General features: G+C 59.0%; 20 protein-coding genes. 6 read left to right on the top strand and 14 right to left on the bottom strand.

All coding sequences use genetic code 11. The annotated features are described in order from the left end of the window. The first annotated feature begins 16 nt into the window (after positions 1–16). Positions 17–337, top strand: coding sequence for a hypothetical protein (locus ACELLULO517_RS26675; RefSeq protein ID WP_319796452.1), 321 nt, complete (start codon positions 17–19; stop codon positions 335–337). Between the two features lie 175 nt (positions 338–512). On the opposite strand, the gene ACELLULO517_RS26670 is transcribed toward ACELLULO517_RS26675, so the two are convergent. The 4 genes from ACELLULO517_RS26670 to ACELLULO517_RS26655 form a co-directional block, all read right to left on the bottom strand. After that, a complete protein-coding gene (locus tag ACELLULO517_RS26670; RefSeq protein ID WP_227310584.1) occupies positions 513–1,757 on the bottom strand; it encodes a hypothetical protein in 1,245 nt (414 codons plus the stop codon). Between the two features lie 177 nt (positions 1,758–1,934). Further along, positions 1,935–3,014, bottom strand: a complete 1,080-nt coding sequence (locus tag ACELLULO517_RS26665; RefSeq protein ID WP_227310583.1) for a DNA glycosylase AlkZ-like family protein — start codon at positions 3,012–3,014, stop codon at positions 1,935–1,937. 84 nt (positions 3,015–3,098) lie between these two features. Continuing rightward, entirely contained in the window at positions 3,099–3,725 is a 627-nt protein-coding gene (locus ACELLULO517_RS26660; RefSeq protein WP_227310582.1) for a hypothetical protein, read from the bottom strand. Between the two features lie 90 nt (positions 3,726–3,815). After that, positions 3,816–5,108, bottom strand: coding sequence for a hypothetical protein (locus tag ACELLULO517_RS26655; protein ID WP_227310581.1), 1,293 nt, complete (start codon positions 5,106–5,108; stop codon positions 3,816–3,818). A gap of 325 nt (positions 5,109–5,433) precedes the next feature. On the opposite strand from ACELLULO517_RS26655, the gene ACELLULO517_RS26650 reads away from it, so the two are divergent. The 5 genes from ACELLULO517_RS26650 (at position 5,434) to ACELLULO517_RS26630 (ending at position 8,253) form a co-directional block, all read left to right on the top strand. After that, entirely contained in the window at positions 5,434–5,601 is a 168-nt protein-coding gene (locus ACELLULO517_RS26650) for a hypothetical protein (protein WP_227310580.1), read from the top strand. 210 nt (positions 5,602–5,811) lie between these two features. Beyond that, positions 5,812–6,222 carry a hypothetical protein gene (locus ACELLULO517_RS26645; protein WP_227310579.1) on the top strand — a complete coding sequence of 137 codons (411 nt, stop codon included), beginning with the start codon at positions 5,812–5,814 and terminating at the stop codon, positions 6,220–6,222. Positions 6,223–6,321: 99 nt separating this feature from the next. Then, positions 6,322–6,684: a copper resistance CopC family protein gene (locus tag ACELLULO517_RS26640; RefSeq protein WP_227310578.1), complete on the top strand. Its 363-nt coding sequence runs from the start codon at positions 6,322–6,324 to the stop codon at positions 6,682–6,684. Between the two features lie 19 nt (positions 6,685–6,703). Further along, a complete protein-coding gene (locus ACELLULO517_RS26635) occupies positions 6,704–7,630 on the top strand; it encodes a CopD family protein (RefSeq protein ID WP_227310577.1) in 927 nt (308 codons plus the stop codon). After that, positions 7,630–8,253: an SCO family protein gene (locus tag ACELLULO517_RS26630; RefSeq protein ID WP_227310576.1), complete on the top strand. Its 624-nt coding sequence runs from the start codon at positions 7,630–7,632 to the stop codon at positions 8,251–8,253. The genes ACELLULO517_RS26635 and ACELLULO517_RS26630 overlap by 1 nt, the downstream gene beginning before the upstream one ends. A 673-nt stretch (positions 8,254–8,926) precedes the next feature. Here ACELLULO517_RS26630 and ACELLULO517_RS26625 read toward each other — a convergent pair. The 10 genes from ACELLULO517_RS26625 to ACELLULO517_RS26580 form a co-directional block, all read right to left on the bottom strand. Then, positions 8,927–9,769: an ROK family protein gene (locus tag ACELLULO517_RS26625; protein ID WP_227310575.1), complete on the bottom strand. Its 843-nt coding sequence runs from the start codon at positions 9,767–9,769 to the stop codon at positions 8,927–8,929. A 575-nt stretch (positions 9,770–10,344) separates the two neighbouring features. Beyond that, positions 10,345–11,400 carry a hypothetical protein gene (locus ACELLULO517_RS26620; RefSeq protein ID WP_227310574.1) on the bottom strand — a complete coding sequence of 352 codons (1,056 nt, stop codon included), beginning with the start codon at positions 11,398–11,400 and terminating at the stop codon, positions 10,345–10,347. Positions 11,401–11,507: 107 nt separating this feature from the next. Further along, the gene (locus ACELLULO517_RS26615) at positions 11,508–12,014 is read right to left on the bottom strand and encodes a hypothetical protein (RefSeq protein WP_227310573.1); all 507 of its coding nucleotides are present in this window, start codon (positions 12,012–12,014) and stop codon (positions 11,508–11,510) included. A 478-nt stretch (positions 12,015–12,492) separates the two neighbouring features. After that, positions 12,493–13,152 carry a DUF4236 domain-containing protein gene (locus ACELLULO517_RS26610; RefSeq protein WP_227310572.1) on the bottom strand — a complete coding sequence of 220 codons (660 nt, stop codon included), beginning with the start codon at positions 13,150–13,152 and terminating at the stop codon, positions 12,493–12,495. Positions 13,153–13,189: 37 nt separating this feature from the next. After that, positions 13,190–13,825 (bottom strand): hypothetical protein, encoded by a 636-nt coding sequence (locus ACELLULO517_RS26605; protein ID WP_227310571.1) that lies wholly within the window; start codon positions 13,823–13,825, stop codon positions 13,190–13,192. 564 nt (positions 13,826–14,389) lie between these two features. Further along, on the bottom strand, positions 14,390–16,708 hold the full coding sequence (locus ACELLULO517_RS26600; RefSeq protein WP_227310570.1) for an SH3 domain-containing protein: 2,319 nt from the start codon (positions 16,706–16,708) through the stop codon (positions 14,390–14,392). After that, positions 16,689–17,507: a PP2C family serine/threonine-protein phosphatase gene (locus ACELLULO517_RS26595; protein WP_227310569.1), complete on the bottom strand. Its 819-nt coding sequence runs from the start codon at positions 17,505–17,507 to the stop codon at positions 16,689–16,691. Before ACELLULO517_RS26595 ends, ACELLULO517_RS26600 begins: the two co-directional genes overlap by 20 nt. Further along, positions 17,504–18,178, bottom strand: a complete 675-nt coding sequence (locus ACELLULO517_RS26590) for a vWA domain-containing protein (RefSeq protein ID WP_227310568.1) — start codon at positions 18,176–18,178, stop codon at positions 17,504–17,506. Before ACELLULO517_RS26590 ends, ACELLULO517_RS26595 begins: the two co-directional genes overlap by 4 nt. 672 nt (positions 18,179–18,850) lie before the next feature. Then, on the bottom strand, positions 18,851–19,129 hold the full coding sequence (locus tag ACELLULO517_RS26585; protein WP_227310567.1) for a hypothetical protein: 279 nt from the start codon (positions 19,127–19,129) through the stop codon (positions 18,851–18,853). A gap of 550 nt (positions 19,130–19,679) precedes the next feature. Then, positions 19,680–21,431 carry a helicase C-terminal domain-containing protein gene (locus ACELLULO517_RS26580; RefSeq protein WP_227310566.1) on the bottom strand — a complete coding sequence of 584 codons (1,752 nt, stop codon included), beginning with the start codon at positions 21,429–21,431 and terminating at the stop codon, positions 19,680–19,682. Positions 21,432–21,574: the final 143 nt, after the last annotated feature.

The raw sequence follows: 21,574 nt of genomic DNA, 5'->3' as shown, positions 1-21,574 counted from the left end.
GCGCGCGACTTCAATCTTGCGAATAGCCTCGCGCCGCGCCAATCTTCATCCCATGGATGGAATCGTCAGCCTCTCCAGCGTCCGTGAAGACCGGTTCTGGGCCGTGATCGCCTCGATCGGACGCACCCGCCGCATCGCCGAGATATTTTCAAGCCGGGAGGCCGCGCTCGCCGACCGCGCCTGGCGGGAAGCCCAGCTGCGCGCCTATGCCAGCCTGCTGCGCTCCAGCCGCCAGCCACCGCCGCATTATACCGTCGAGCCGATGAAACGCGCGGATATACCCAAAACCTGGCGTCCGCTGCCCGCGCTCGGCTTCCTGCGCGGTCAGTTCATCTGACGGTCAAGGCAGGCGGCCCGGCGTGGCACACTTCGTCATCCGCGCACTCGTTGCGCGGACCTACCCGGTGTGGCGCCCAGACGGCCGCTTGCCAGCACCCAGGGGTAGATCCCCGCGACAAGCGCGGGGACGACAAGTTTTGGGGGCGCGGCTTCCGCTCAAACCCTGACGAAATTCAAATCAGCGGATCGTAGTCGTCATCCTCGTCCGTAATGCCGCCATTGGCAGGCGTCGGCCCGGATTCGAGGTTGCCCTCACGCGCGGCCCGACGTTGATGCGCCGGACGCGGCGGGCGCTTGCGCTTCTTGCGTCCGCCGGACGGCTGACCGTCGGACCCTGGGGCCGCTCCCTGCTGCGGCGGCGCGGCAGGCGTCGCATTCCTCGGCATCGGACCGCCCAGATAGGGATCGTAATCCTCATCCTCGACCACCGGCGCCCGGATAACCGCGCGCAATATCGGTCGTGGCAACGGGGCTGGCGGCGGCGCGGCCGGCTCAGGCGCCACCGGCTCAACTACAACTGGCTCGGGTGCGGCCAACGCGGCCTCGGCCGGCACGGGCTGTTCTTCGGGCAAGTCGGCAGGTGGTGCGGCCGGCTCAGGTGCGGCCGGCTCAGGTGCGGCCGGCTGAGGCGCGGCCGCTGCTTCCGGCGCCGCGTCGAGATCGAAAATGGTCTGGCTTTCCGCGACCGCCTTCGGCTTCCGACGGCTGACGCTTGGCTTGGCTGCCTTGGGGGCAGCCGGCTCAGGCGCGGCCGGCTCAGATGCGACCGGCTCACGCGCAACGACTTCAGGCGCGGCGGCCTCTGGCTCGGGTATTTCTGGCGCGGGCTCCGGTGTCGGGAGCAGTTCAGCCTCCGCGACCGCCGCACCCTTCCGGGCGCGTCTTGCGCGGGCTGGCTTCTCCGGCTCTACGGGCGTCACGGGTTTTGCCGCTCTTCGCGGCTTCGGTGCCGGGGCCTCAGGCGCGGCCGGCTCAGGCTCAGGCGCGACCGGCGCAGCGGCGGCTGGCTCGGGGGCAACCGGCTTGGGGGCAGCCGATTTGGTCACCTTGGCTTTCGCCGCCCGGCGCGGACGCGGCGCCTCCTCCTCAATCTCGACCAGCGCAACCTCTACTGGTTCGGCATCATCCTCTGCCTCGTCCATCTCATCATCCTCATCCCACGCATCCTCGGAGACAGCCTCCGCGATGGATGAAACCTGGGCTAGGGCCGTCGGCATGACAAATCGCGGCAAGCCGGCCAGACCAGGGTCGCGACGTTCCACCAAAGCCGTCAGCACAGCCGTCAGCGTCGCGGCAAGCTGTGCTGCGGCCGCGGCCGAAAGTTTATGATTCGCAAGATAGGCGGCCAGGATTTTCTGGGCCGCCACAGTCGCCGGAGGCGTCTGGATCAGGAACGGAATCTCGGGAAAAGAAGGCAATTGTCCTGGCTCCGTAGTCAGAAAAAAACTTACTCGTCTTTTGGTCCAGAGACGCGGCGAGGACTAGCCCCTTCCGTTCAAGGCCGGGCAAAGTTTTTGCCCAAGCAATAAGACCAAAATCCGGCGCTCGCCTCGGCCTATCGGTGCAGGATCATAAAGGCAAGCTTTTGACCGGACTTATTCCTTTTTAAGAAATTCCTCCAGCCGTGCCACCTCGGCATCCAAAGCGCGCCGGAAATCCTGACTGCGCGGCGGGTTGTCGATCCATCCTTGCTCCAGATGCATTTGGCCCTCGGCCAAGCGCACGTTCACCCAGCCCAGCATCCGGTCGCGCCAAAGGACCGGCAAGGCATAATAGCCGAATTGCCGTTTGGGCGGCGGCGTATAGGCCTCGAAGCGATAGACCCAGCCCCAAAGATGGGCGAAGCGGCGCCGATCCCAGACCAGCGGGTCGAAGGGGGCCAGAAAGCGAACGCCGCGCGGCGGCGGCGCATCCGTTTCCAGCGAGGCCGGCCAGAAATAGACCTCGCGCTCCAGGCTCGCCCGCTCCACCTCGCCGGACGCGAGCAGCCTGTCGAGCGTCCCCGCGAAATCGCCCAGCCCCGGCGCGCCGCGCCGCAACAAAGCCAGCATCCCGATCAGACTGGGGCGGGAGACCGGCGCGAAGTTCCCAAGCAGCAGCAACAGCAACCGGCGCCGACGCTCCTCCGCAGGCAGCGGCGCATGCGGCAGCTGGACCGCGCCATAGATACGAATGCCGTCCTGCCGCCGCACGACGCGCAACAGCCCATGATAATGCAAGCGATGCAGAACCTGCGTCGTTTCCTTGGAAAACCCGCCCCAGGCATTGACGGCGCGATCCCGCCCGAAGGCTGCTTCCAGATCGCGCGGATGCGTCTCCTGTCGCGCCGACACCAGCGCCAGCACATCCTCGGCCAGACCGCGCGGCCGATAATCGGCGTCGGGGTCCTCGGCGTCGGGCCGCGGATGCAAAAGCTGCATCGTCTCCCGCGGCATGAAGCCATAGGCGTAGAAAAAATCCTCTTCCAGGCCGAGCCGGGTGAAGCGCCGTTCCAGATCGCCCGGCCGATAGCCCGTCACGCGCTGGCGAAGGATAAGATCCTGCGCCCGCGCCGGTGCGCGGATCGGATCGGCCTGAACGAAGCCCATGGCCTCCACCACACTGCCCAGCTTGCCCATGGCCGGGAAGGCCTGGGCAATCGCCAGGCGGCGCAGCCGGTCAGCGGGATCGGTCATGGTTCAACCACGGCAGCACAGTCAGGCCCGCCGCTTCGCCTCAAGCCCCGCATCGCATCCTCTTCGCCCTATCCATACAGCTGGTCAGGCAGCATCCATCTCAATGAGCGATAAATCCACAGGCTGAAGAGAAAACCAAACCGCATCCGTGCCGCGCGCGCTCGCGCGCAGGATCGGCTTGATGGCCGAGAGCAGATCGTCGATCGACCGGAAGGGCGTCATCGTCTCCTCCCCGTCTTCGGTGCGCATGACCAGACCCATGCCCGGTTTGGACAAACGGGCGCCCAGCACCGGTTTCCGGTCAGGGCTGGGTGTCGGCTCAGGCAAGAGCCGCTCCGTCGTCTGCGGCACGATCGCGAGTTTTGCGGCGGCCGGTCGCTCCAGCATTGTCTCGGCCGGCACCAAGGCTGACACTGGGACCGCCGCCTCAAGCGCAAGGGATTCGGGCTCAGGCGCATCGGCCCGCGGCTCCAATCCCAATCCCAATCCCGGCTGGGTGGAGATCATCGCGGGCAGATCATCATCCTCGACCGACTCAGCAGCGCCGGCACCCGCCTCGCCCGCCGTCGCGCCCCGCCGCATCTTGGCGAGCAGGCTGTAGATATTGGCCGCCGTACAGCCGAATTCCGTCGCGATTTCTCGTACCGCGCGGCGTTCGACATCGACCAGATGCAGAATCCGCGCGTGGTCTTCCTTCTTGATCCGCGCCATGCCACGCTCCTTACCTGTCCCGAGGTCAAACAAGAACATAATAGGAACATGCGCAAATCTGGCCTGCGGGTCAAGCCTCACTGCGCATCGTCAGCGTTTGATCAGCCGCATGACAGAGACGGGCTGCACGGGAATATTGACCACCGTTCCGGCGGGCAGCGTCGCGAAACGCAGCGCCTCATCGTGAAACACGCGGTCGGCAGGCAGAGGTCGCAGCGCCCAGTCATGCGGCAAGGCGATCAGCAGCGTGACGGCGATAAGGGCTAAAGCCGGCGCGCGAAACAGCCAGTTGCGGTCGCCGCAAAGACAGATAAGCACGGCGAGCCAGGCCAGGACGGGATGAAAGAAGTAGCGGCAGCTGATGGATAATTCCAGTTCCAGCCAAAGCGGCCGCTGATCGTTGCGCTGCCCTGCCGTCAGCACCGCCGCGAATTCAAGCGCCGCGAACAACAGGAAGGCCCGCAGAATCCAAGGCCCGCGCCACAGCGCGCGCAGCAGGAAAGCCGTAGCCGCCAGCATCAGGATGACGTTCAGGATCAGCGCCGCCGGGCTGCCGAGCGTCAGCCAGCCGCGGGAGACATCCCAGTAATGGCCCATGAGTATGCGCCACCCGAGGGTCGCGACCGCCAGGACATCGGTCACGACGATATTGCTCAGCGGATGCAGACCGGTTCCCAGCACCGTGGCGATGCCGCCGCGCGACTGCTGATGCCGGATGACCAGATCGAACTGAAGCGATGCGGAGGCCGCCAGGACAGCCAGCCGCCATAGCCGCCACCGTCCGCGATAAAGCCACCACCACAGTGCAGCGACGGGCGCCAGAAAGATCGCAAAAGGCCCGCTGAGACCCGCGACCACCAGCGCGACACTGTCGAAGACGGCCGCCCCGACCCGTCCGGCCGGGTTTGCGGTGATGATCAGAAAAGCCAGCAACGCCAGATGCCACTGGGTATTCGTGACATTGACATAGACCTCGCTCATGCCCGGCACGGCTATCAGCAGAACCGCCAGAAAGCCGCGTAGCGGCAGCGACGGCAGCGCCGCCGTCATCCGCGGCGAGAGCAAGAAAATAGCGGGGGAGGCCTGCAGCAGCAAAGCCGCGACGGCGAAGACGGTCGGCGCCGCCGTCAACGGCCAAAGCTGACTGAGAAGCGCCACCAGCATCGAAATCGTCTGCAGATAGCCGGAATGATCGAAGGTCAGGCAGGCCAGACCTTGCGCATAGCAGGTTGGATACCAGACCCAGCCATCCTCCCCCCAAAGGCGGGCATGGCTGATGACGGTCGGACAGCGCCAATACAGCAGCAGGACCAGACAAGCCGCCGCGATGACATAGCCGGCAGCCCGGCCAGACCGTCGGCGGTCGTACAACCCAATGGCCATGGCCTGATCCCTTGCCTGCAGCGCCCATCTATCGCCGCGGATTGCTAAGGACATCTGAGGCCGAGCGCCACCCTGCGTGAGGCGACGACGGGACGGGCCTATTGGCAGCGGGTCCCTTCCGGCTCGCCGTCGTGACATGGCGGAAGCGACCCACCGCTCCCTTGGACCGCCCCAGGATTGCCGCGGAGTTGTGTCAATCCGGTGGCATTACGTTACCCATCGTTTCCTTCGGCAATCGACCGCTTGACCTGACAGCCTATCCGCACGAGCTAGAGGCCAAGTCAGATCGCCAGTTCTGACGACGATCGACAAGCGGAGGATGACTATGAAAACTTATCTGCGTTTCGCGCTGATGCTGCTGGGCATCGCGGGGGTTTCCGCCGGCACCGTTGCCGCGGCCCATGCCGACTATTATCACAACCACAAGCACTATGGGCATCGCCAGTGGGTGAAAGACCACTCCCACCCCAAAGGCTATTATCGCTACTACTGATCAGGATCGATCGTTGAAAAGGCACCTTCGGGTGCCTTTTCGTTTTGCGCTCAACCTTGATCGCCGGATCGACGCTTCGCCCCTCATCGACGACCGCAACGGCGGCGCGGCCGGCCAGGCTTCTATCCAATCCTGACAGAATCCAGCGACCTGTCTGTCATGGAGAGGACCGTTGGCTGGCCGCAATTTAGTGCTATGACGTCAGCTGAGATGGTCCGTCGCGTTACCCCTGCCGGTCGGTTCGTTCAGCGCTTTTTGCTGACGGCGATGCTCGGTCTAGCGCTGGCGAGCCGTCTGGCGCTGGGGGCGAGCGTTTCGACTGGCGTTCCGGCCGACACGGCGGCATCGAGCGCCGTCGCCCGATTGCAGGCCGTCATGGTCATGTGCGATCCGGGTCAAACGTCTAAACCGCCACCGTCACAGCACCCACAGGCATCCTTCGACGATCTTCTGGTCCTAGAACTCGCCGACAACGCCCATGCCCTGCCTGGGGCGCCGGTGCCGCTTCCCCTTGCCGCTTCAGTCTGGCTGACGGTTGAGGTCTCGTCGACATCCTTGTCCGATCCACCGATTCCATACCGGGCTGCCCAGCAGCCGCGCGGGCCGCCAAGCATCCTGTGATGCAGGGCGTTTTGTAGCGCCCCTACGCGACCAATCCTCAATTGATTCGGCTTGGCCAGATGCAATGCTTTTGCGCGGCCAATTCAGGAAGACAGCGTTATGAACATCCGCATTTTGGCGGCAGCCTTTGTCGCGACGATTGGTTTCTCCACCGGCGCTTTCGCCCATGCCTATCCCCAGACCGAATCACCGTCCAAGGGCAGCACGGTCACAACCGCACCGACCGCGCTCTGGATCGAATTCGACGACGAACTCGAACCCAAATTCACCGGCGTGACGGTGACGGATTCGATGGGCATGCGGATGGATGACGGCAAGGCGGCGGTCTCCCCCACCGACGCGCATCATCTCAGCATCGGCCTGAAGCCGCTGGCGCCCGGCCAATACACCGTGACCTGGCACGCGACCGATACGGACACCCACAAGACCCACGGCACCTACACTTTCACCGTCGGTCAGTAAGCTTAAGGACAGCGATCCCATGGTCGTTCCCAGCTTCGACCTGACGGATAGCGGCGGCATCGGTCTTGTCCTTATCCGAGGCTTGACTGATGCCGTCGTGCTGACCTTGTTCGGGACGCTCGCCTTCCGGGCGCTGGTGGCACCCGCAGGCTTCACTGGACTGGGGGAGACAGGGGCGCTGGCGTTCCGCCGGCGCCTCGCCGCCCAGACCCGCCTGCTGGCGTCGCTGGCGCTGGTCGTGCTCGCCGTCTGGCTGGTGTTGATCGCGCAATCTCTTGCCGAGGTGACGGGGTTTGCGCCGACCGTGGGTGCCGTCTGGACCGTCATCGGCTCCACCAGCTTCGGGCATATCGTGATCGCCGAGGCCGCGATGCTCGTCGCCGTTCTGGCGACGCTCGCCCTGCCGGAACCCTGGGACCGCTCGGCCCTCGCCTTCGGGGCGATGCTGACGGCCTTGCAGGCCTGCCACGGCCATGCCTTTGGCATGGGCAATCCCCTGCTCCTCGCCTGTCTTGTCGCGCATCTGCTGGCGGCGGGCGTCTGGCTGGGGTCGCTGCCGGCACTCGCGATCAGCCTGGCCCGTCTGCCGCATCCCGTGGCCGCCCGGCTGGCTCAGCGCTTCTCGCCGGTCGGCATCACCTGCGTGTCGATCCTGGCTGTCACAGCCCTCTATCAGGGCTGGGTGTTGATCGGCAGCTGGGGCCTCCTCGCCAGTAGCGCCTATGGCTGGGCAGCGCTTCTCAAGATTCTGCTGTTTGCCCTTTTGCTCGCTTTGGCAGGTTTCAACCGGATCTACGCGACACCGCGTCTGGCACTGATGAAGACCGACGGCGCGGGTCGGCCCGCTTTGCTCTACGCTGTGGGGTTGGAGATCGGTCTCGGCATTGCCATCATTCTGGCCGCGGGGCTGCTGGCCAGTCTTCCGCCGCCGGGGATGAAGATGTGATGGCCAAGACCCGGCCGACAAAGCCTGTCCGCGGCAGGCCAGCAAAGCTGACGGCGGGTCTCATTCTTGTCGCGATCTTCGCGGTCGCGATCGGGCTCTATGCCTTGATCGCGACCCGGGAGCGGCAAAGCCTGGCGGAGACGACCATCGGTGGCCGCTTCGCACTCGTCGACTCCGCAAATCATACGGTGACGGATCGCACCTTTCGCGGTCAGTACATGCTCGTCTATTTCGGCTATACTGATTGTCCTGACATCTGCCCGACCACGCTGACCGCCGTCACCCAAGCCCTGGCGCAGCTCGGCCCGCGTGGCGATGATATCCAGCCGATCTTCATCACCGTGGATCCGAAGCGGGACAGGCCGAGCGTCATCGGCCGCTACACCGCGGCCTTTTCACCCAGGCTGATCGGCCTGACAGGCTCGCTGACGCAAATCCATCACGCCGAAACCGCCTACCATGTCGTCGTCGAACCGGGGTCCAATGCGGCGGATGACGCCGCACTGATCAATCACAGCGCGGTTCTCTATCTCATGGCGCCGGACGGGAGGTTCGTCGCCCCACTGCCCGCGGACAGCACGGCAGCGGTTCTTGCGGCCGATCTTGCCCGCCTCATCCACTGAAAGCGACGCGAAGACGATCCGGGCGATACATGGCGGCTCCCTCCAAACACCCGGAAACGCGGGTTTTGGCTTCAGTTCGTCCGCTCGCAAGGAAGATTTCCCCGATTCGCGATGAGCGCCGCTGGCGAGCACGCCCCTGGGCGCAAGCTGGGGAGTCCGAACACCAATTCCTCCAGGCCATCTGCCCGTCGCATCAGCTCTCCATGTTCGACCTAGCGTTCCAGGCCAGCGGAAGCTTGCTCGGGGCGGCAGAACAAGTTTGCCCAGCGGCTCTATTCGGCCGAAAGCGTCGGTCGCAGGGCGTGACCAGAGGTGGCGCGGTTGAGGCCGGACGTCATGAGGCACGCAAACATTGGATGGGAAGCCACCCGTAAAGCGACATACCGGCCATCTCCATGGAGCCCAACAAGACGGTAGAAGCAGCAACCCGGCCCCCCCCAAACGGCTGATCGTCTGGGATGGTGGCGTATGATGGGTCATGGCACGATGTCAGCTTGGTTGACCACAAACTGCTATATTCGAGAAGCATGAGCGACATCCGAAACGCGGCTGAGAATGATCAATTGGAAATTCTTGATGAGATGGCGTCACTGCTCGCCCAGCAAAAGCTCGTGCCCGTCTTCGGGGCTGGGATTTCGCGGCCTCAGCTAGGTTTTGCCGCCTTCGGAATAGCTCAGAAGCTCGCCCAGCGCTTGAACGCTCCAAGTGACACTGAGCTTTCCAAACTTGCGGATTTGTATATCGACACGTTCGGGGCCGAGGCCTTCTGGCCGACACCACCGCCCATGACAATCAAGCCTGGATCCATGACCCCGATGATCGCGGCGGCTAGGCGGCCAATTTCAAGACCATAAGCTTCAACCATGCCACGAGCAGCCGCGTTTCCTGATTCGGCTGCCGCAAAGAGTGCACGAACGCTATCGGGTCGCGGGCCACCGGACTTGGTCCACTCCTTGGTCACACGCTCCAGCAGAGCGGCAGAACCGAGCCTCTCGTCCAAAGCGCCTCGAACCGATTGTCCAGTCGGAGTCCAGGGATAGGGGATACGTGCCACTTCCCCGGCCGCACCATTCGCGCCCCGGTAGAGAGCACCGTTATGGACGACACTCAGGCCGATTTTTACGCCGACCTGGAGATAGGCAAACGAGCGCCGTCCCTGCGCTGCACCACGCCTCATCTCTGCGACGGTGGCGCAATTGACGTTATTCTCGATGAGCGGGGAAACACCTCCGAACGAAAAGGTCTTCCTTAGGTCCGCCAGCCAAGCGTTGCTGCTGAGTTGGGGATGATTATCCGACACAATGACCGGAACTCCGATGGCGATCGCCCGCATTGGACCGTGCAGCTTCGACAACTGCCGAAGAGATTTTTCAGCAATCCTCGAGGCGCTTTTTGTTACCGCGCTCATGTCGAAGGCTTCGCGCCCTGGGATATCTTCGTTAATTTCGGCGATGACGCTTCCATCGAGGCTTTCAGCAATCAGGCTTACCTGCGTATTGCCAAGATCGATGCCCATAACAAATCCAGAGTGACGTCCCAGCCCATAGACAATGCCGGGGCGCCCCGCTCCTCCCCCATCTTCCTGACCGAGAGATTCAACCAAACCGAGGGCGATTAATTCATCTATCGCCGCCGTTAGAGTCGGCTTTGAGAAATTTAGATCCGCTGCAATTGCTGGTCGGGTGCCCGGACCAGAGCTGACGAGGTGGCGCAATAGGGAACGCGCACTGTCTGTCTGCGGAGCGCCTTCAGGAGAATTGGGCATCTAGCGAATATTACTACTTCGGTATCTTGGCTAAAAGAAGAACGATAGCCAAGCAGTTCGTTAAATTCAAACCGTCGGTAGAGACGCGTAGCTCCATATCTTCGACTGGGTCCATCCAGTCGATCATCCCGGTTAATGGAAGAGTCACTCGGGATCTGTCGCGCCAGACGCATTTGCTGGTCTAGTGATGACCTCGGCGTCCCACATCATTCCCGAATGCCAAGGGCTTCGGACCCCACAAGCTCCAAAAGTGTCCGGTTCTCGGTAGCTTCCAAGACCGGACACTTTTCCATCTAGTTCAATTGATCAAGCTGAGACCGCTTGTTTTATTTAGCCGTCTCGCATGCATCCTCACCTCGATAGAAGGTAAAGACATTTTCGAGATCACCGCTCTCGGGCTCGGCTACTTTGACGACGATTGGCCGATCTCCGTCAGATTGAATTACGTCGACGTTATCTTCGATGCCGTTAGCCCTATCCATAGTGATCAAGGCAGCTGGTGAACTCGGATCTTTGGCAGCTATGCAGTCTCCCGAACGCGTTTCCAAATACCAAGCATTCTCTTTCTGCTGTTGGTATGCAGCCGTCGCGGCTTGAATGCTTTGCTGTTGAGCGGCAGGATCAAAACCCAGCGCTGCACTTTGAGCATCAGTTATGTAACCCCACTCCACCAACTGATATGCCAAAGCCTCCGGAAAAGAAACGTTTATCTCTTCATCGGATGGGCAAACGGGCCCCTCGCCTTTGTAAGCTCCTGGCACCCAAACGCTTTGATCCACCATACATTGTGACAGACCATTGTCGCTGGAATGGTCATATGAAGCCAGCATTGTCTGCCAAGTGTCGTTCAGCTGGCCAACAAGAACCTTTTGAGCAACCCAACCGGCTAGGTAGCCATTAGGCTCTCCGCTGTCACTTTTCTTGTAAAAATCCTGCATTTCGGCAAGCTTGAGTAACATGTAGCCACGAAAACGTGGGTCTTTGCTAACGTCCTGGATGCCGTGGCTGCTGAGCGTCCTGATGCGAGTAGGCGTATATGAACCGGCATAGGACGAAAATCGGTAGTTGAACCGCCCGTCAAAATCGACGAACTCGACCGACTTGTCGCCAAGAATATCGACGTAGTTGAGGCCGATATCCGAATCCGTCTCACCCAAGGGAACATCTTCCCAATTTCCGGGCGCATGTTCGAGGAATGCTGCCGTGCTGGTGCAACAGTGAGCGCCACCGGTATAGGCTGATAGGACAATCTGTGGTTCATCGACGTCGGCTGCGAGCCGTCTGACGTCGACATTCAGGGCGAGTGAGTCAATAGAGACTTGGTTGTCGAGCAAAAATAGAGGCACTTTGAAATCCGACTGACCTTTTTGAGAGATGGTCATAAAGATCGCATTGCACGGGGCCGATTGCGGAGTGTCTACAACCTGAAAGCCCAGCGCTCCTTTGTTTGACGCTGAACAAACATCAGTATCGGTGCTTTCCTCGTTGTCTATCGAAACCGACACATCTTATTGAACAGCGAGAGCGGTTTGCCTGAAAAGACGCCTGTTGCAAGAGGGGCGCTCTTGTAGTGGTCCAGCGCTTTCTCTTGTGGAGATGGTTGATCGGTATCTGCCGAAGACGAGCTTGTCGATGCGGTAGCGACCCCGGCTGCGGTCGGAGCATGCCAAGGCGGCGGGAGTTGAGTAAAATCTGCTGCCTCGGTGCACTGCCCGAGTTTGGAGATAGCTGCAGAAGTTCCTGTCAGGTCGACTTTCTCTGCTTCTAAACCGCTCGCTTTAATGAAGAGCGAATTTCCGGCCGTGAACCCATGAAGAAACGGTGGGAATGTTATGGCATCCAGAGCAATGGCTATTGAGTTCGACTTCACATTCCCAGCCAGGGTCTGGCTGCCCTTGTCATAGGCGAGCGTGATTTCCTGGCCTCCGTCGCTCGGGAAAGGATCGGGTCGGGTGATGTTCAACGTGAAGACTCGCGGTTGGGCCATATCGGCCATGAGGCTCATCCGCCAATTGCCGCTAAGGTCAGCTTCCATGCCACAGGTTTTGGAACCTGACGCTGAAATCGTATTTGTCTGGACCCACTGTGGAATCAGTGGCGATTGGGCTTCAGAGTTTACCGGGAATGTTGGAGAAGACGCCTGGGAAAGCGAAACACTCCCTGAGATTGCCTGCGAGGCCGCTGGGGCCGGAAAATATGCCCCCGCAGGAGGTGTCGGCGCCGAACCGTCGTTTTGTGCGCGCGCAGATACAAACGACGTCAAGGCCAAGGCAAAGCCCAACGCGATCGCTAGTGTAGTTTGGTCACTCATAAGTCCCTCCGCGTGGCTGCTGCCTTATCGCGCTATGGTATCATGAACGGTGAACGGATGATGATGAGCGGTCAGCTTGATAGCTAGATTTTCTGAACAACTCTCAGTCTGACGAAGCATAATTGGATAGCCTCTGCTCTCGGACGGTTGCCGACATTCCTCGCTAATGCACCAGTGAGGCCGCAATCCAAGCTGTAGCGGTGCCCTGTCGAATTTCCACCCACCCACGGTCTTTTCCGACGATGTCAAGCTCGTCACCCGGTTTCGCCCGATTCACTATCGCATCTTTGACACTTGGCCCACTCCGGATATTCGCCATTCGCAGGACAGTGACGGTTCGCGGCGGAGCGGCTTCTGTCGGTGCGACAGGACTGGACACCGCTGCCGTCGGCCCGCTTGTTACAGTCCCCGTCTGCCCATCTGCGGGAGCATCAGCGGCAGCGGGACCAACCGGAGCAATGGACACGCTTTCCGTCGTGCTGCTTGGAGAGCTGTTGAACCAGGCTACACCAGCAACCAATAAGACGATAACGCCGAAGCTGCATGCTCGCGCAATACCTTTATGCACCAAACTTGGCTGGATGTTGGGTGACGAATTCAAATGAAGTGACGGCGATGCTGCTTCGGAATGCCGATGCGCATGCTTGTGGGCAGTCTGATAGGATATCCCGGTGCCCGGGATACCAAACGTCGCCCGGGTGCCCTTTTTGCTAATGTTGAATGTTGCGCCTTTTCCGCCAACGCTCAGGCTTGGGCCTGACTTGGACAGATTGAGTCTAAGACCTGGTGCAATCCTAACACTGCGGCGAAAGCGAAAACCCATTTGGATACCTATTGGGGACGGTTGAGATAGTAAGAAGCTAATATCTCGGCGAGATTGTTCTTTGATTTGCAATTCTGTGCCCTGAGCGCCCGGCCCTTAGGAGCTTCTGTAGCTCCTGGATCGCGGCACCAAACGCTAGACAGGGTTCGACTCTACTGGTCATAAACGCCTCGTTCAGGCCGCCTTCTGTCGACATTTTCAGGTCGCCATAAACGGCAACAGGGATTTCGCGATTGTCTTTAAAACGGCGATCTCTTGAGCCATCTTTGTTGGATTTCGCCCAGGTTTTTCCAATGACGGCAGTGTCTCTCGGGGCCGCTTCAGTTTCATTGAATTTGGCCGTGGTCACGCTCAACTGCAGTTCCGCCAGATCCACGAGAGCGAAATCTGATCCATTATTGGCCGCGACGAGAACAAACCCCGGGTAGAAATAGGCTGTGCTCTTTCCCCCTTGAGCGGGCAACGCCATTGGGGCTTCGCTCGTACTTACCAGCGGGTCAGCTCCATGGGAAAAGCCTATCGCGCGCCTACCTGACACGTAGGCCGCTGTCGTTCGCGCTCTCACGCTATCAATCAACTGGGTCGATGAAACAGACCAAATCTTCTCACAGGCAAGCATTTGGTCGAAAGCAGCACGGGAACGCCGATGCGGCGAGGCAACCTCGCTCTCCATATCGAAATCCACGTTAACGACTGAAGTCTCTAGGTTCGCTCTCAAAGTTGCCAGCTCCGTCCGTCGCTGCACAAGGCGTCCGTTGGCGCCGCGTCGAACAGGCATAATCGCACATGCTAGCGTTGCCCAACCCAGCGCTCTTACTGTCCAGGCACCGGCGACCTGCAACCTGCCCTTTCTGATATCTGCTTGGATTTCTCGCTTTCTCTGGTTTGTAGCAAGCAGGAGTGCCTTGAAGCTCGCCAACCCTGATGAGGTCATATTTGACACATTGCCCGTCCCGAAATCCGTTCGCGTACCCGGGATCAGGAAGGGATCGGTCGGCAGCTGACCAGCGAGGTTAGGGTTGCCAATACTTTGGAGGCTCGCGAGCCATCGAGCTGAAGTTGGGTTCCAGTTGCCTGACGAACCTATCGTCGTGGAAAGTCCCGCGCGACCGACGGCTATCCGGACCCTAGGAACGCTGGTGATGGCATTCCGAAATCGACCATTCATGGAGGGAGACCTAGTTCAATCAGAAGGAAGCTGAGTTATCGGTTTGACCCACAAGTCGGTGCGGGTGGCTTAAGGCAAAACACGCACGAAAGCCGAGTAGACCCAGCCAACGGGACTTGCGTCGCCAACCTGGACCCAGCCCTGCGACTTTTGGAATACCTGGAAGACGGCGCCTGCGTTGGCCACTTGAACGACGGACGAAGAGGTGCTGGGGCCGGACCGAACATTAGCCGCGTGGGTCATTATAATTTTCTGATTCCCAGCAACGGTGCTCGTAGATGTGTCAGCGGTATGCTGGGCCGGTGCCTGCTGCGACACCTGCCCAGAGGATGGGTCACTTCCCGAGGACTGGGCAACGGCATTGGAACTGCCAGTATCTAACGCAGACAATCCTGCGACAACAAAAAGCACAGCTGCGGCAGCCATACGCCTCTTGCTTGTCGGCGTATTACCACGCGCAATCAGAGCATCCGCACGCGCTTGTGGGATTTTCGATTCTAGTTCAGTTCGTGTTTTTATAAGGGTATGATTGCTAGCCGATTGAAGGAAGCTCGTATTTCGAAGCCGGGAGACATTCGCAGAAAGGAGGCTTTCAATTCGACTACGATTCGCCATTATATCGCGCTCGACATTTGCTACGTCAGCCGCCGCCACCCCGCGGCTCCCGTCAAATCTAAACGTCCGCTCATGGCTTTGTCGCCAGTCATAGAGACGCTGCGTCAGATGGGGCCCAAAACCCGGCAAAGCCATAATTCTCGGAACGTTTACGTCAAAAGCCGTGTCGATGCCGTAACTCGTTAAAGTGGCGATTTTTGCGTGTTTGATTCCAGCGATCCCCGCCTGAGCAATCGTAAAGCGATCAAGGTGCTCCTCGAGTTGCTTGTCTCGCCGCTTGTCATGGAGAACCTGCAGGCGCCTCAGGCGTTCGTTTGACAGACCATCGTATTCGGACTTTAGGCTCACGCAAGTTTGCTTGATGCAGGTAAAGCCCTGCGATTCGACTGCCTGCCGCCATGCCTCACATAGCGTCGACCATTCAGCTTGGACGTCGAACAGCGCCTGTTGAAAAGGGCCTGCCTTCGTTTTCTTAGCCTTCCCCTGGATGACGCCAAGCGCACAAATCAGACAAAAGATAAGGACTGCCCGGGCGGTGGCATTACCGGCGAAAGTCATGGCAACTCCGGCAGCCACGGTGAGCCACGAAAGAAGCAATAAACTTACTTCCTTTCGGTTGATGGCCTTTGCAGCATCAGAGGCGTTCCTACTCGGAGCGGGGATGGTGGGGACCGGGCCAATTGCAGGTGGAGAGGGAACGGACTCAATCTGCTGCCAGATTGCGGCAATAGATGTGGTGCCGCTGCTTCCTGGAGTGAAAATTACGGGGAACAAGGTGGTGTTCGTCGAAGACTCGATTTGGCACCAGGGGCACCCCGCATATCCCTTTCGATAAAAATGCGATTGATTTGAAGCGCAGGGGCGCACCTCGCTTTGGAGGCTATCGAGCGCGGTTACCCATTCAGTTGCGGTTGGGCGACTGCCGTTGCGACCGGACGGAGAAAACGCCTTCTCGAACATACCCTGAAGTTCGGGGCCAAGCGCATCGACAGGTAGACTGCCCAGAGGCGGCTTCAATCGTGTTCGCGCACCTTCGATGGAATGCGCATATCGGGAAGCCGCAATAGCATCTTCCAGTGTAGGGATATCTTCTGACCCACTAGGCCTCCCGGCAAACGGATGCTTCCCGATGCAGAGCAGCTGGAAGATGATGACCGCTAGGCCGAAGTTGTCATGGTTCGTGCTTCGACGTACTGTTTTGTAGCTGGCCAATCCTTGCATTTCGGGGGGCTGATGGGTTCCAACCCCGACTTCACAAAACCAAATACTATTGCCGCTCGATACTTGGAAGCTATCGCAGTCAATCATTCGGACGGTTGCGTCCTGGCTGACGACAAGGTTCCCGTGATTGACATCTCCGACCACAAGCGATGCGGCGTGAACAGTAGAAAACGCCCGAGCAGTGTTAGCCGCGGCATGGATCAAAAACCGCCAATCCGCTTTCGGAAACTCCCTTAGTCGCAACTTTGGGCCGTAGACCTTAAATACAGGTTCATGACCCAGAACCTTCGGCATTATAAAACCGACAACCTGCCGACTATGATCGTGCAAGGTATCCAACGGCATTGCAGCTATCCGCAGCAATTCCGGCGTCGTCAATGACGTCATGGCAGTTAGCTTCTGCGCATGATCGCGAGATAAGGGTTTGAAGTTTATCTTTGCGACTTTGTCAGGATGTCCGATTATCTCGGAGACCGCTCCCTCACCACCCTTTCCGATCTCCTTTCCTAAGGAAATGGGTGCGCCACGGGAGTTAAACAGCTGCTTCGACATTTTCCGGCACTGCAGCAAGGCGGCGGGTCGCCATTACAAGAGACTTATCATCGTCAGTGCGACTATTAATATGCTTAGAGGCCAGATAACTTTCTAAAACAGGCGAAGGCAGCCCGCTCTGGTCCTCTTCAAGCGTCGCCAACCAGCTAAAGATTGGCTGAAAAGCGGGGCCGTGGACTGTCCGCTCACTCATGTTCAATACGAGGCGTTCAATTCCATCAGAAAATATCGCAATCTCATCGACAGGAGGGCCTTCTGCCTCAATCTGCAGCAATTCCTCCACGCCCGGCTGAGTGACGAAAAAAGTCGAATTTGCGTATTCCCCGTTCTGGGGCCAAAAGACCCAGGCATAATCATCGCCGCCTTCCGTGGCCACCACAATGGCGCCATCACCTAACTGAACGTAGATGGAAGCCGTGCGGGCCAACACCGCTCCCAGGATTGTGCATGAATAATCGCGCAGTTCGTGCCCGTTTCTAGTGGCCGTATCCTTGAGGGACTCCACTAAAGACCGAAACCACCTTTTTACAGAGGTTGATGTAATGGTTTCGAGCGTGGCATCTCGTTGCGCTACTCCAGAAAAATGCTCCAAGAACTCCGAAACGGTTTGCTTCGAACCGATTTCTGAGTGTGCCGCCGTGCCAGCCCCGTCGCTAACCGCCGCAATGAGAATTTGCTCCCCATTCAGATCTTCCACGACTCTGCAGTCGGCGGCGTCCTGACAGGGACTTCCCGTTTTTTCATGAGAGGTTCCGATCGAGGTAGCGAAGGCGGTTCTCCACCACCTGTCGCTCGTCATACGGCCGACCACCCGGAGGGCGGCGGAAGGGCAACCATCGTTCCAGGCTGAGAGCGTGCGACGCCCCCCAAGGAGTTCGAAAGCCAACTGAACATTTCCCGGAAACTGAGCCCTTGAAGCTTCACTGGCGTCCGATGCGGGCTGCAGATTTGAGCCAACTTGCTCATGTCGGCTCCCTCAACCCCAACGGCGAAGAAGCTAAAGGACTTGCGCTCGTTGTTATCCCCTTGGTGAACGCGCTCAGCTGCGGCCAAATAGGCATCGGTCGGAGCGCCGTCGGTCACCAGAAGCACCCAGGGGCGATAGTAGGCGATCCCGGCCGCCTTATAGACCGCCTTTCTTTGGTCAAGTAGGTCCAGGGCCTGCATGATGGCCGCACCTAGCGGTGTATCACCCGTTGTGGTCAACTCCGGCGGTTGAAACACGTCGGCGCTCTGAAATTCCGACAGGACCCTAACAGGGCCAAAGGTGACGATCGCCACCTCAACCCGTTGGGCCGCCATTGCGTCGGAGGTCAGCTCTTGCTTGAACGTCCGCAAACCCGAGTTTAGCTCGGTAATCGGGCGCCCGTTCATCGACCCCGACGTATCCAAAAGGAGCACGCAGGGGCAGCGTGGCTCCGGGTTCTCCACTAATTCAGGGGGGACAAAGGGAAGTTGCTCGAAGCTCATAAGCCGCTCACTCGCTAAGGATATGCGAGTGTTACCTCGCAATTGGGATTGGTACACTAGACGTAAACGGCAGCCTGATTCATCCTTAAATTGTAACTATTTTCAAAATTCATCTGAATGGATTAAGTGTTGCGTAAGAGCGACGCTCACAACGCGCTTTTCGGCCGAACCGTTTCGCGGATTTTCCTCATCTCACGCTCCTCGCCCCATTCAAAATGTGCCCTCAACAGACCCGCTAGGCTCATTGGAGCACCATTGCTGACGCCCCCAGGGTCAGAAATTTCAGAGCGATAATGATGGAAATCACGGCCAGGTCAGAGCGATAATGGTCAACGACCATCGCCGTTTAAAAAGGGGCAAGCGGCCGCAGCACTCGAGTATCCCGCCAAGCTCGCTGACGGCGTTAGCGCATAATTACTGCGCATGTTTGCAGCTGATCATTATGGAACAGCGGCACGCCGGTGATAGCTGGCAGATCAAGTTTCAGTCTTCCGTAATCCAAGAACTGCAGCGATGTGTAGGACGGTCATAAAATGATAGTTCTCCTGGAATCCATCCGGAAAGCATTCGTTGATCAGCGCGCAACAGCAAATGATAATATCAAAGTTGCTCAGTTCTCACTGGCTTATCCAGCGATAGGCGTTGCCGAAAAGAGAGGCCGAGCGTTTAGATTTAGTTCGCCTTAGTCTGAGCTTTCTTGTAGGCGTAGCCAGAACCTGACAAACGGCGTTTCCTTGCCCCGAAACGCGGACCAGCCATAATCCAGATGAAATACCAGATGATGAAACCCTTGAAGAACTCGCCGCTGAACTCCGTTGCTATAGATGTTGAATTCCACTGAGAGTTGGGCTCTTCCGCATAAAGCGTGCAAAATCCCGCACCCGAATGGCCGACCTTGTCGATTTCAACAGCGTTTTTGGTCAAACAGGCGTTGCGGCAGGAGAAAAGCATCTTTGGGATGTCGTCCGCGCGAAACCTTCCGGACAAATCTGCGGAAATTTAAAATATGCCTCCCAGCCTGCACGCTTTATGCGGAAGAGCCCAACTCTCAGTGGAATTCAACACCTCGCCAACTCACCATTCTTTGGCCTCCCTGCAAAAAGATCTCTCCTAAGCTACGCGTCTTTATAGATCTTCTTTCCGCACGCCTTCGCTAACCGAGCGGAATGAGCAGATAAGGCAATGTCTGCTTTAAAGACGAGCCGCTTCGGTGGTCGATGTTGTAGTTGGGTCGATAACGGCTGGTGCGGCTTTGGGGGGAAAGCGGTCACTCAGGGTTTCGGCCGGAATGGCCGCTTGGCGCCCAGTCCGGCATTCGGGCGCGATGTCAGGGGCGCAAAAAAGCGGACTAGTCGTGAGTGCCAGTCGCAAGCATGTGTTTAACCCCTGGCATAGGAAGGAGCTTACCGACAATAACCTCGGACGCATCCTCCGTGAGATGCGTCTCACTGCGCTTTCTCGCCATCATCATTGTCCGTAAAGGTTCGGAAACTTAAAAGTTTTACTGAAGTTTCTTCGGAACGACTGTATTGTTCTGTACGAAATGCTCACCAAGCAGGTAGTTAGCTGATAGAGCAAATCGCACCTGAGCAGGTTCATTCAGTCGGTCTTTTACCGAGTGAGCAAAGCTCCGTACCCGAGCCTGTAGTGTGTCGATCTGCACCTTCGTCATGACCTTGAGGTTCGGCGGCGGGGTTGCCAGCGCGTCTAGCGTCGCGGACGGATGAACGATTACCGGCGTTGCCCTGAAGGTGTGGTCATACGCCTTGGCGAACCAATTTGCAGAACCGCTAACTTCATCACTGTAGGTCTTAGAAATCGTCGCTGACACTGCCCCGCTTTTGCAGCGCAGCAGGAGGTAGACGCCATGTCCAATCCCCCACAGAACATCAAGTTTGGTGACACCCTCTCTTTCTGGCCGTTGGGCTCGGAAGCCGATGTGCAGACCCAATTCATAGAGAGCTTGCTCAAATGCCTCAGATTCCTCTCGTACGAACATGAGGTCGTTCAGGGCGCCATTGACGCCGATCATGAGCCGATTGGCATCGCCGCCGTAAGTGTCTTTGAGATACTGGATGGCCTGTCGCGCCTGATCCATCCCCGTCGTATCGACGCGCTTGTAGACGACCCCGCCGATGGGCTTCGTTACGATGCCGTTGCTATCGATGGCCGATTGGAGAATTTGCTGCGACTTGCCTGGGTCCATAGGATGCACAGCAGCGGCGATCTGATCGAGTAGCCACCCCTTCACCCTCCGGTCCGTCGAACCAGCTTCGGCAGCCCGCAAGGCCGTTTCTGCAACATCGTATCGCCGAAGCCGGACAGCATCGAATGCCTGCCGCTGCGCTTTTGCGATGGGGTCGACAGTTGTTTCGTCTGAGTAGGTGATTTCAATGAGGGCGTTCTTAGCAGCAGCCATCCAATCCGGATCGCGGTGCCACTGATCGTAAAAGGCTTCGTGGACCGCAAACATTCCGCGGTTGGCTACCTGGGTGCTCACCAGTCTCGACAACTCCACCTGAGCTGCCGCGGCAGGCGAGAAGTGGGCTGACGCGCCGGTAGCATAGAGGGAACGTATAAGCTGCGGCCCCATTAGCGTGACGGCACAGTAGTCGTCGTTGGATCGAATGCCCCGACCCATACCCTGTTCGATTCGTTGAATCTGACCCGCCAGCGTCCGGTCGCTGTCATGAAGCGTGCCTTGGTCATAGCGGTCCAGAAGGCTGCGCGTGTCGGGAACACCATCGATTACCAAGAGGCGACAGGCGTCATCTGGGAGGTCGACACCGTCGTACTTGTTCACCAGAGCTGCTAGGTTCCCGATCGAGGAACGCAGACGCTCTACCCCTTCCTGGAGGTTGTTCGCCAGCAGTGTCATACCCGGCGTCGCCACATCTGCCCAATACGCGGCACGCTTGGTCGACGGCACAATTACCACGACGTTGAGGTAGGGCCTGAAGTGCTCCGCGATGAACGCCTTCACTTCATCGTCTTTTAGGTTCGTATTAAGTTGCTGAGGCACGAGGATCATGCGTTCGCCGAGATCAGAGGCTGACTTCGGCGTTATCGGCTTCGACACCGTGGCGGCATCAGCGCCGAAGTTGGTTACGAGAATCGAGTCATCCGAAAGTGTGGCTTTGCCGCCGCCCCGACCTAGCCCTGACGACGATATTCCGTTCTGAAAGACGCGGCTCGCTTCCATTTCGGTTAGACCATGTCTGCTTCCACGGGTGCGACGGCTCGAACCGGCCACTCCGCTTTTCCCGATACCGGACATTGAGAGTGCGCTATGTAATGTCCTAAATAGGTCGATAGCTGACCCATGGTTTGCGACGAGACGTAGTGGCTGTCGGTCCCCTGGAGGTCTCGTTAATTGGTAGTGTAATCCCGATCCGC

The organism is Acidisoma cellulosilyticum, from assembly GCF_020621385.1.
In the GTDB taxonomy this organism is placed as follows: Bacteria; Pseudomonadota; Alphaproteobacteria; order Acetobacterales; family Acetobacteraceae; genus Acidisoma; species Acidisoma cellulosilyticum.
This window is presented reverse-complemented; position numbering and strand designations above follow the sequence as displayed.

Bases quoted from the DNA above. Each gene is read 5' to 3' on its own strand.
- ACELLULO517_RS26665 (WP_227310583.1), bottom strand. From the start codon at position 3,014: ATGACCGATCCCGCTGACCGGCTGCGCCGCCTGGCGATTGCCCAGGCC.
- ACELLULO517_RS26660 (WP_227310582.1), bottom strand. From the start codon at position 3,725: ATGGCGCGGATCAAGAAGGAAGACCACGCGCGGATTCTGCATCTGGTC.
- ACELLULO517_RS26655 (WP_227310581.1), bottom strand. From the start codon at position 5,108: ATGGCCATTGGGTTGTACGACCGCCGACGGTCTGGCCGGGCTGCCGGC.
- ACELLULO517_RS26650 (WP_227310580.1), top strand. From the start codon at position 5,434: ATGAAAACTTATCTGCGTTTCGCGCTGATGCTGCTGGGCATCGCGGGG.
- ACELLULO517_RS26645 (WP_227310579.1), top strand. From the start codon at position 5,812: ATGGTCCGTCGCGTTACCCCTGCCGGTCGGTTCGTTCAGCGCTTTTTG.
- ACELLULO517_RS26640 (WP_227310578.1), top strand. From the start codon at position 6,322: ATGAACATCCGCATTTTGGCGGCAGCCTTTGTCGCGACGATTGGTTTC.
- ACELLULO517_RS26635 (WP_227310577.1), top strand. From the start codon at position 6,704: ATGGTCGTTCCCAGCTTCGACCTGACGGATAGCGGCGGCATCGGTCTT.
- ACELLULO517_RS26630 (WP_227310576.1), top strand. From the start codon at position 7,630: ATGGCCAAGACCCGGCCGACAAAGCCTGTCCGCGGCAGGCCAGCAAAG.
- ACELLULO517_RS26625 (WP_227310575.1), bottom strand. From the start codon at position 9,769: ATGGGCATCGATCTTGGCAATACGCAGGTAAGCCTGATTGCTGAAAGC.
- ACELLULO517_RS26620 (WP_227310574.1), bottom strand. From the start codon at position 11,400: ATGACCATCTCTCAAAAAGGTCAGTCGGATTTCAAAGTGCCTCTATTT.
- ACELLULO517_RS26615 (WP_227310573.1), bottom strand. From the start codon at position 12,014: ATGGCCGATATGGCCCAACCGCGAGTCTTCACGTTGAACATCACCCGA.
- ACELLULO517_RS26610 (WP_227310572.1), bottom strand. From the start codon at position 13,152: ATGGGTTTTCGCTTTCGCCGCAGTGTTAGGATTGCACCAGGTCTTAGA.
- ACELLULO517_RS26605 (WP_227310571.1), bottom strand. From the start codon at position 13,825: ATGGAGAGCGAGGTTGCCTCGCCGCATCGGCGTTCCCGTGCTGCTTTC.
- ACELLULO517_RS26600 (WP_227310570.1), bottom strand. From the start codon at position 16,708: ATGTCGAAGCAGCTGTTTAACTCCCGTGGCGCACCCATTTCCTTAGGA.
- ACELLULO517_RS26595 (WP_227310569.1), bottom strand. From the start codon at position 17,507: ATGACGAGCGACAGGTGGTGGAGAACCGCCTTCGCTACCTCGATCGGA.
- ACELLULO517_RS26590 (WP_227310568.1), bottom strand. From the start codon at position 18,178: ATGAGCTTCGAGCAACTTCCCTTTGTCCCCCCTGAATTAGTGGAGAAC.
- ACELLULO517_RS26585 (WP_227310567.1), bottom strand. From the start codon at position 19,129: ATGCTTTTCTCCTGCCGCAACGCCTGTTTGACCAAAAACGCTGTTGAA.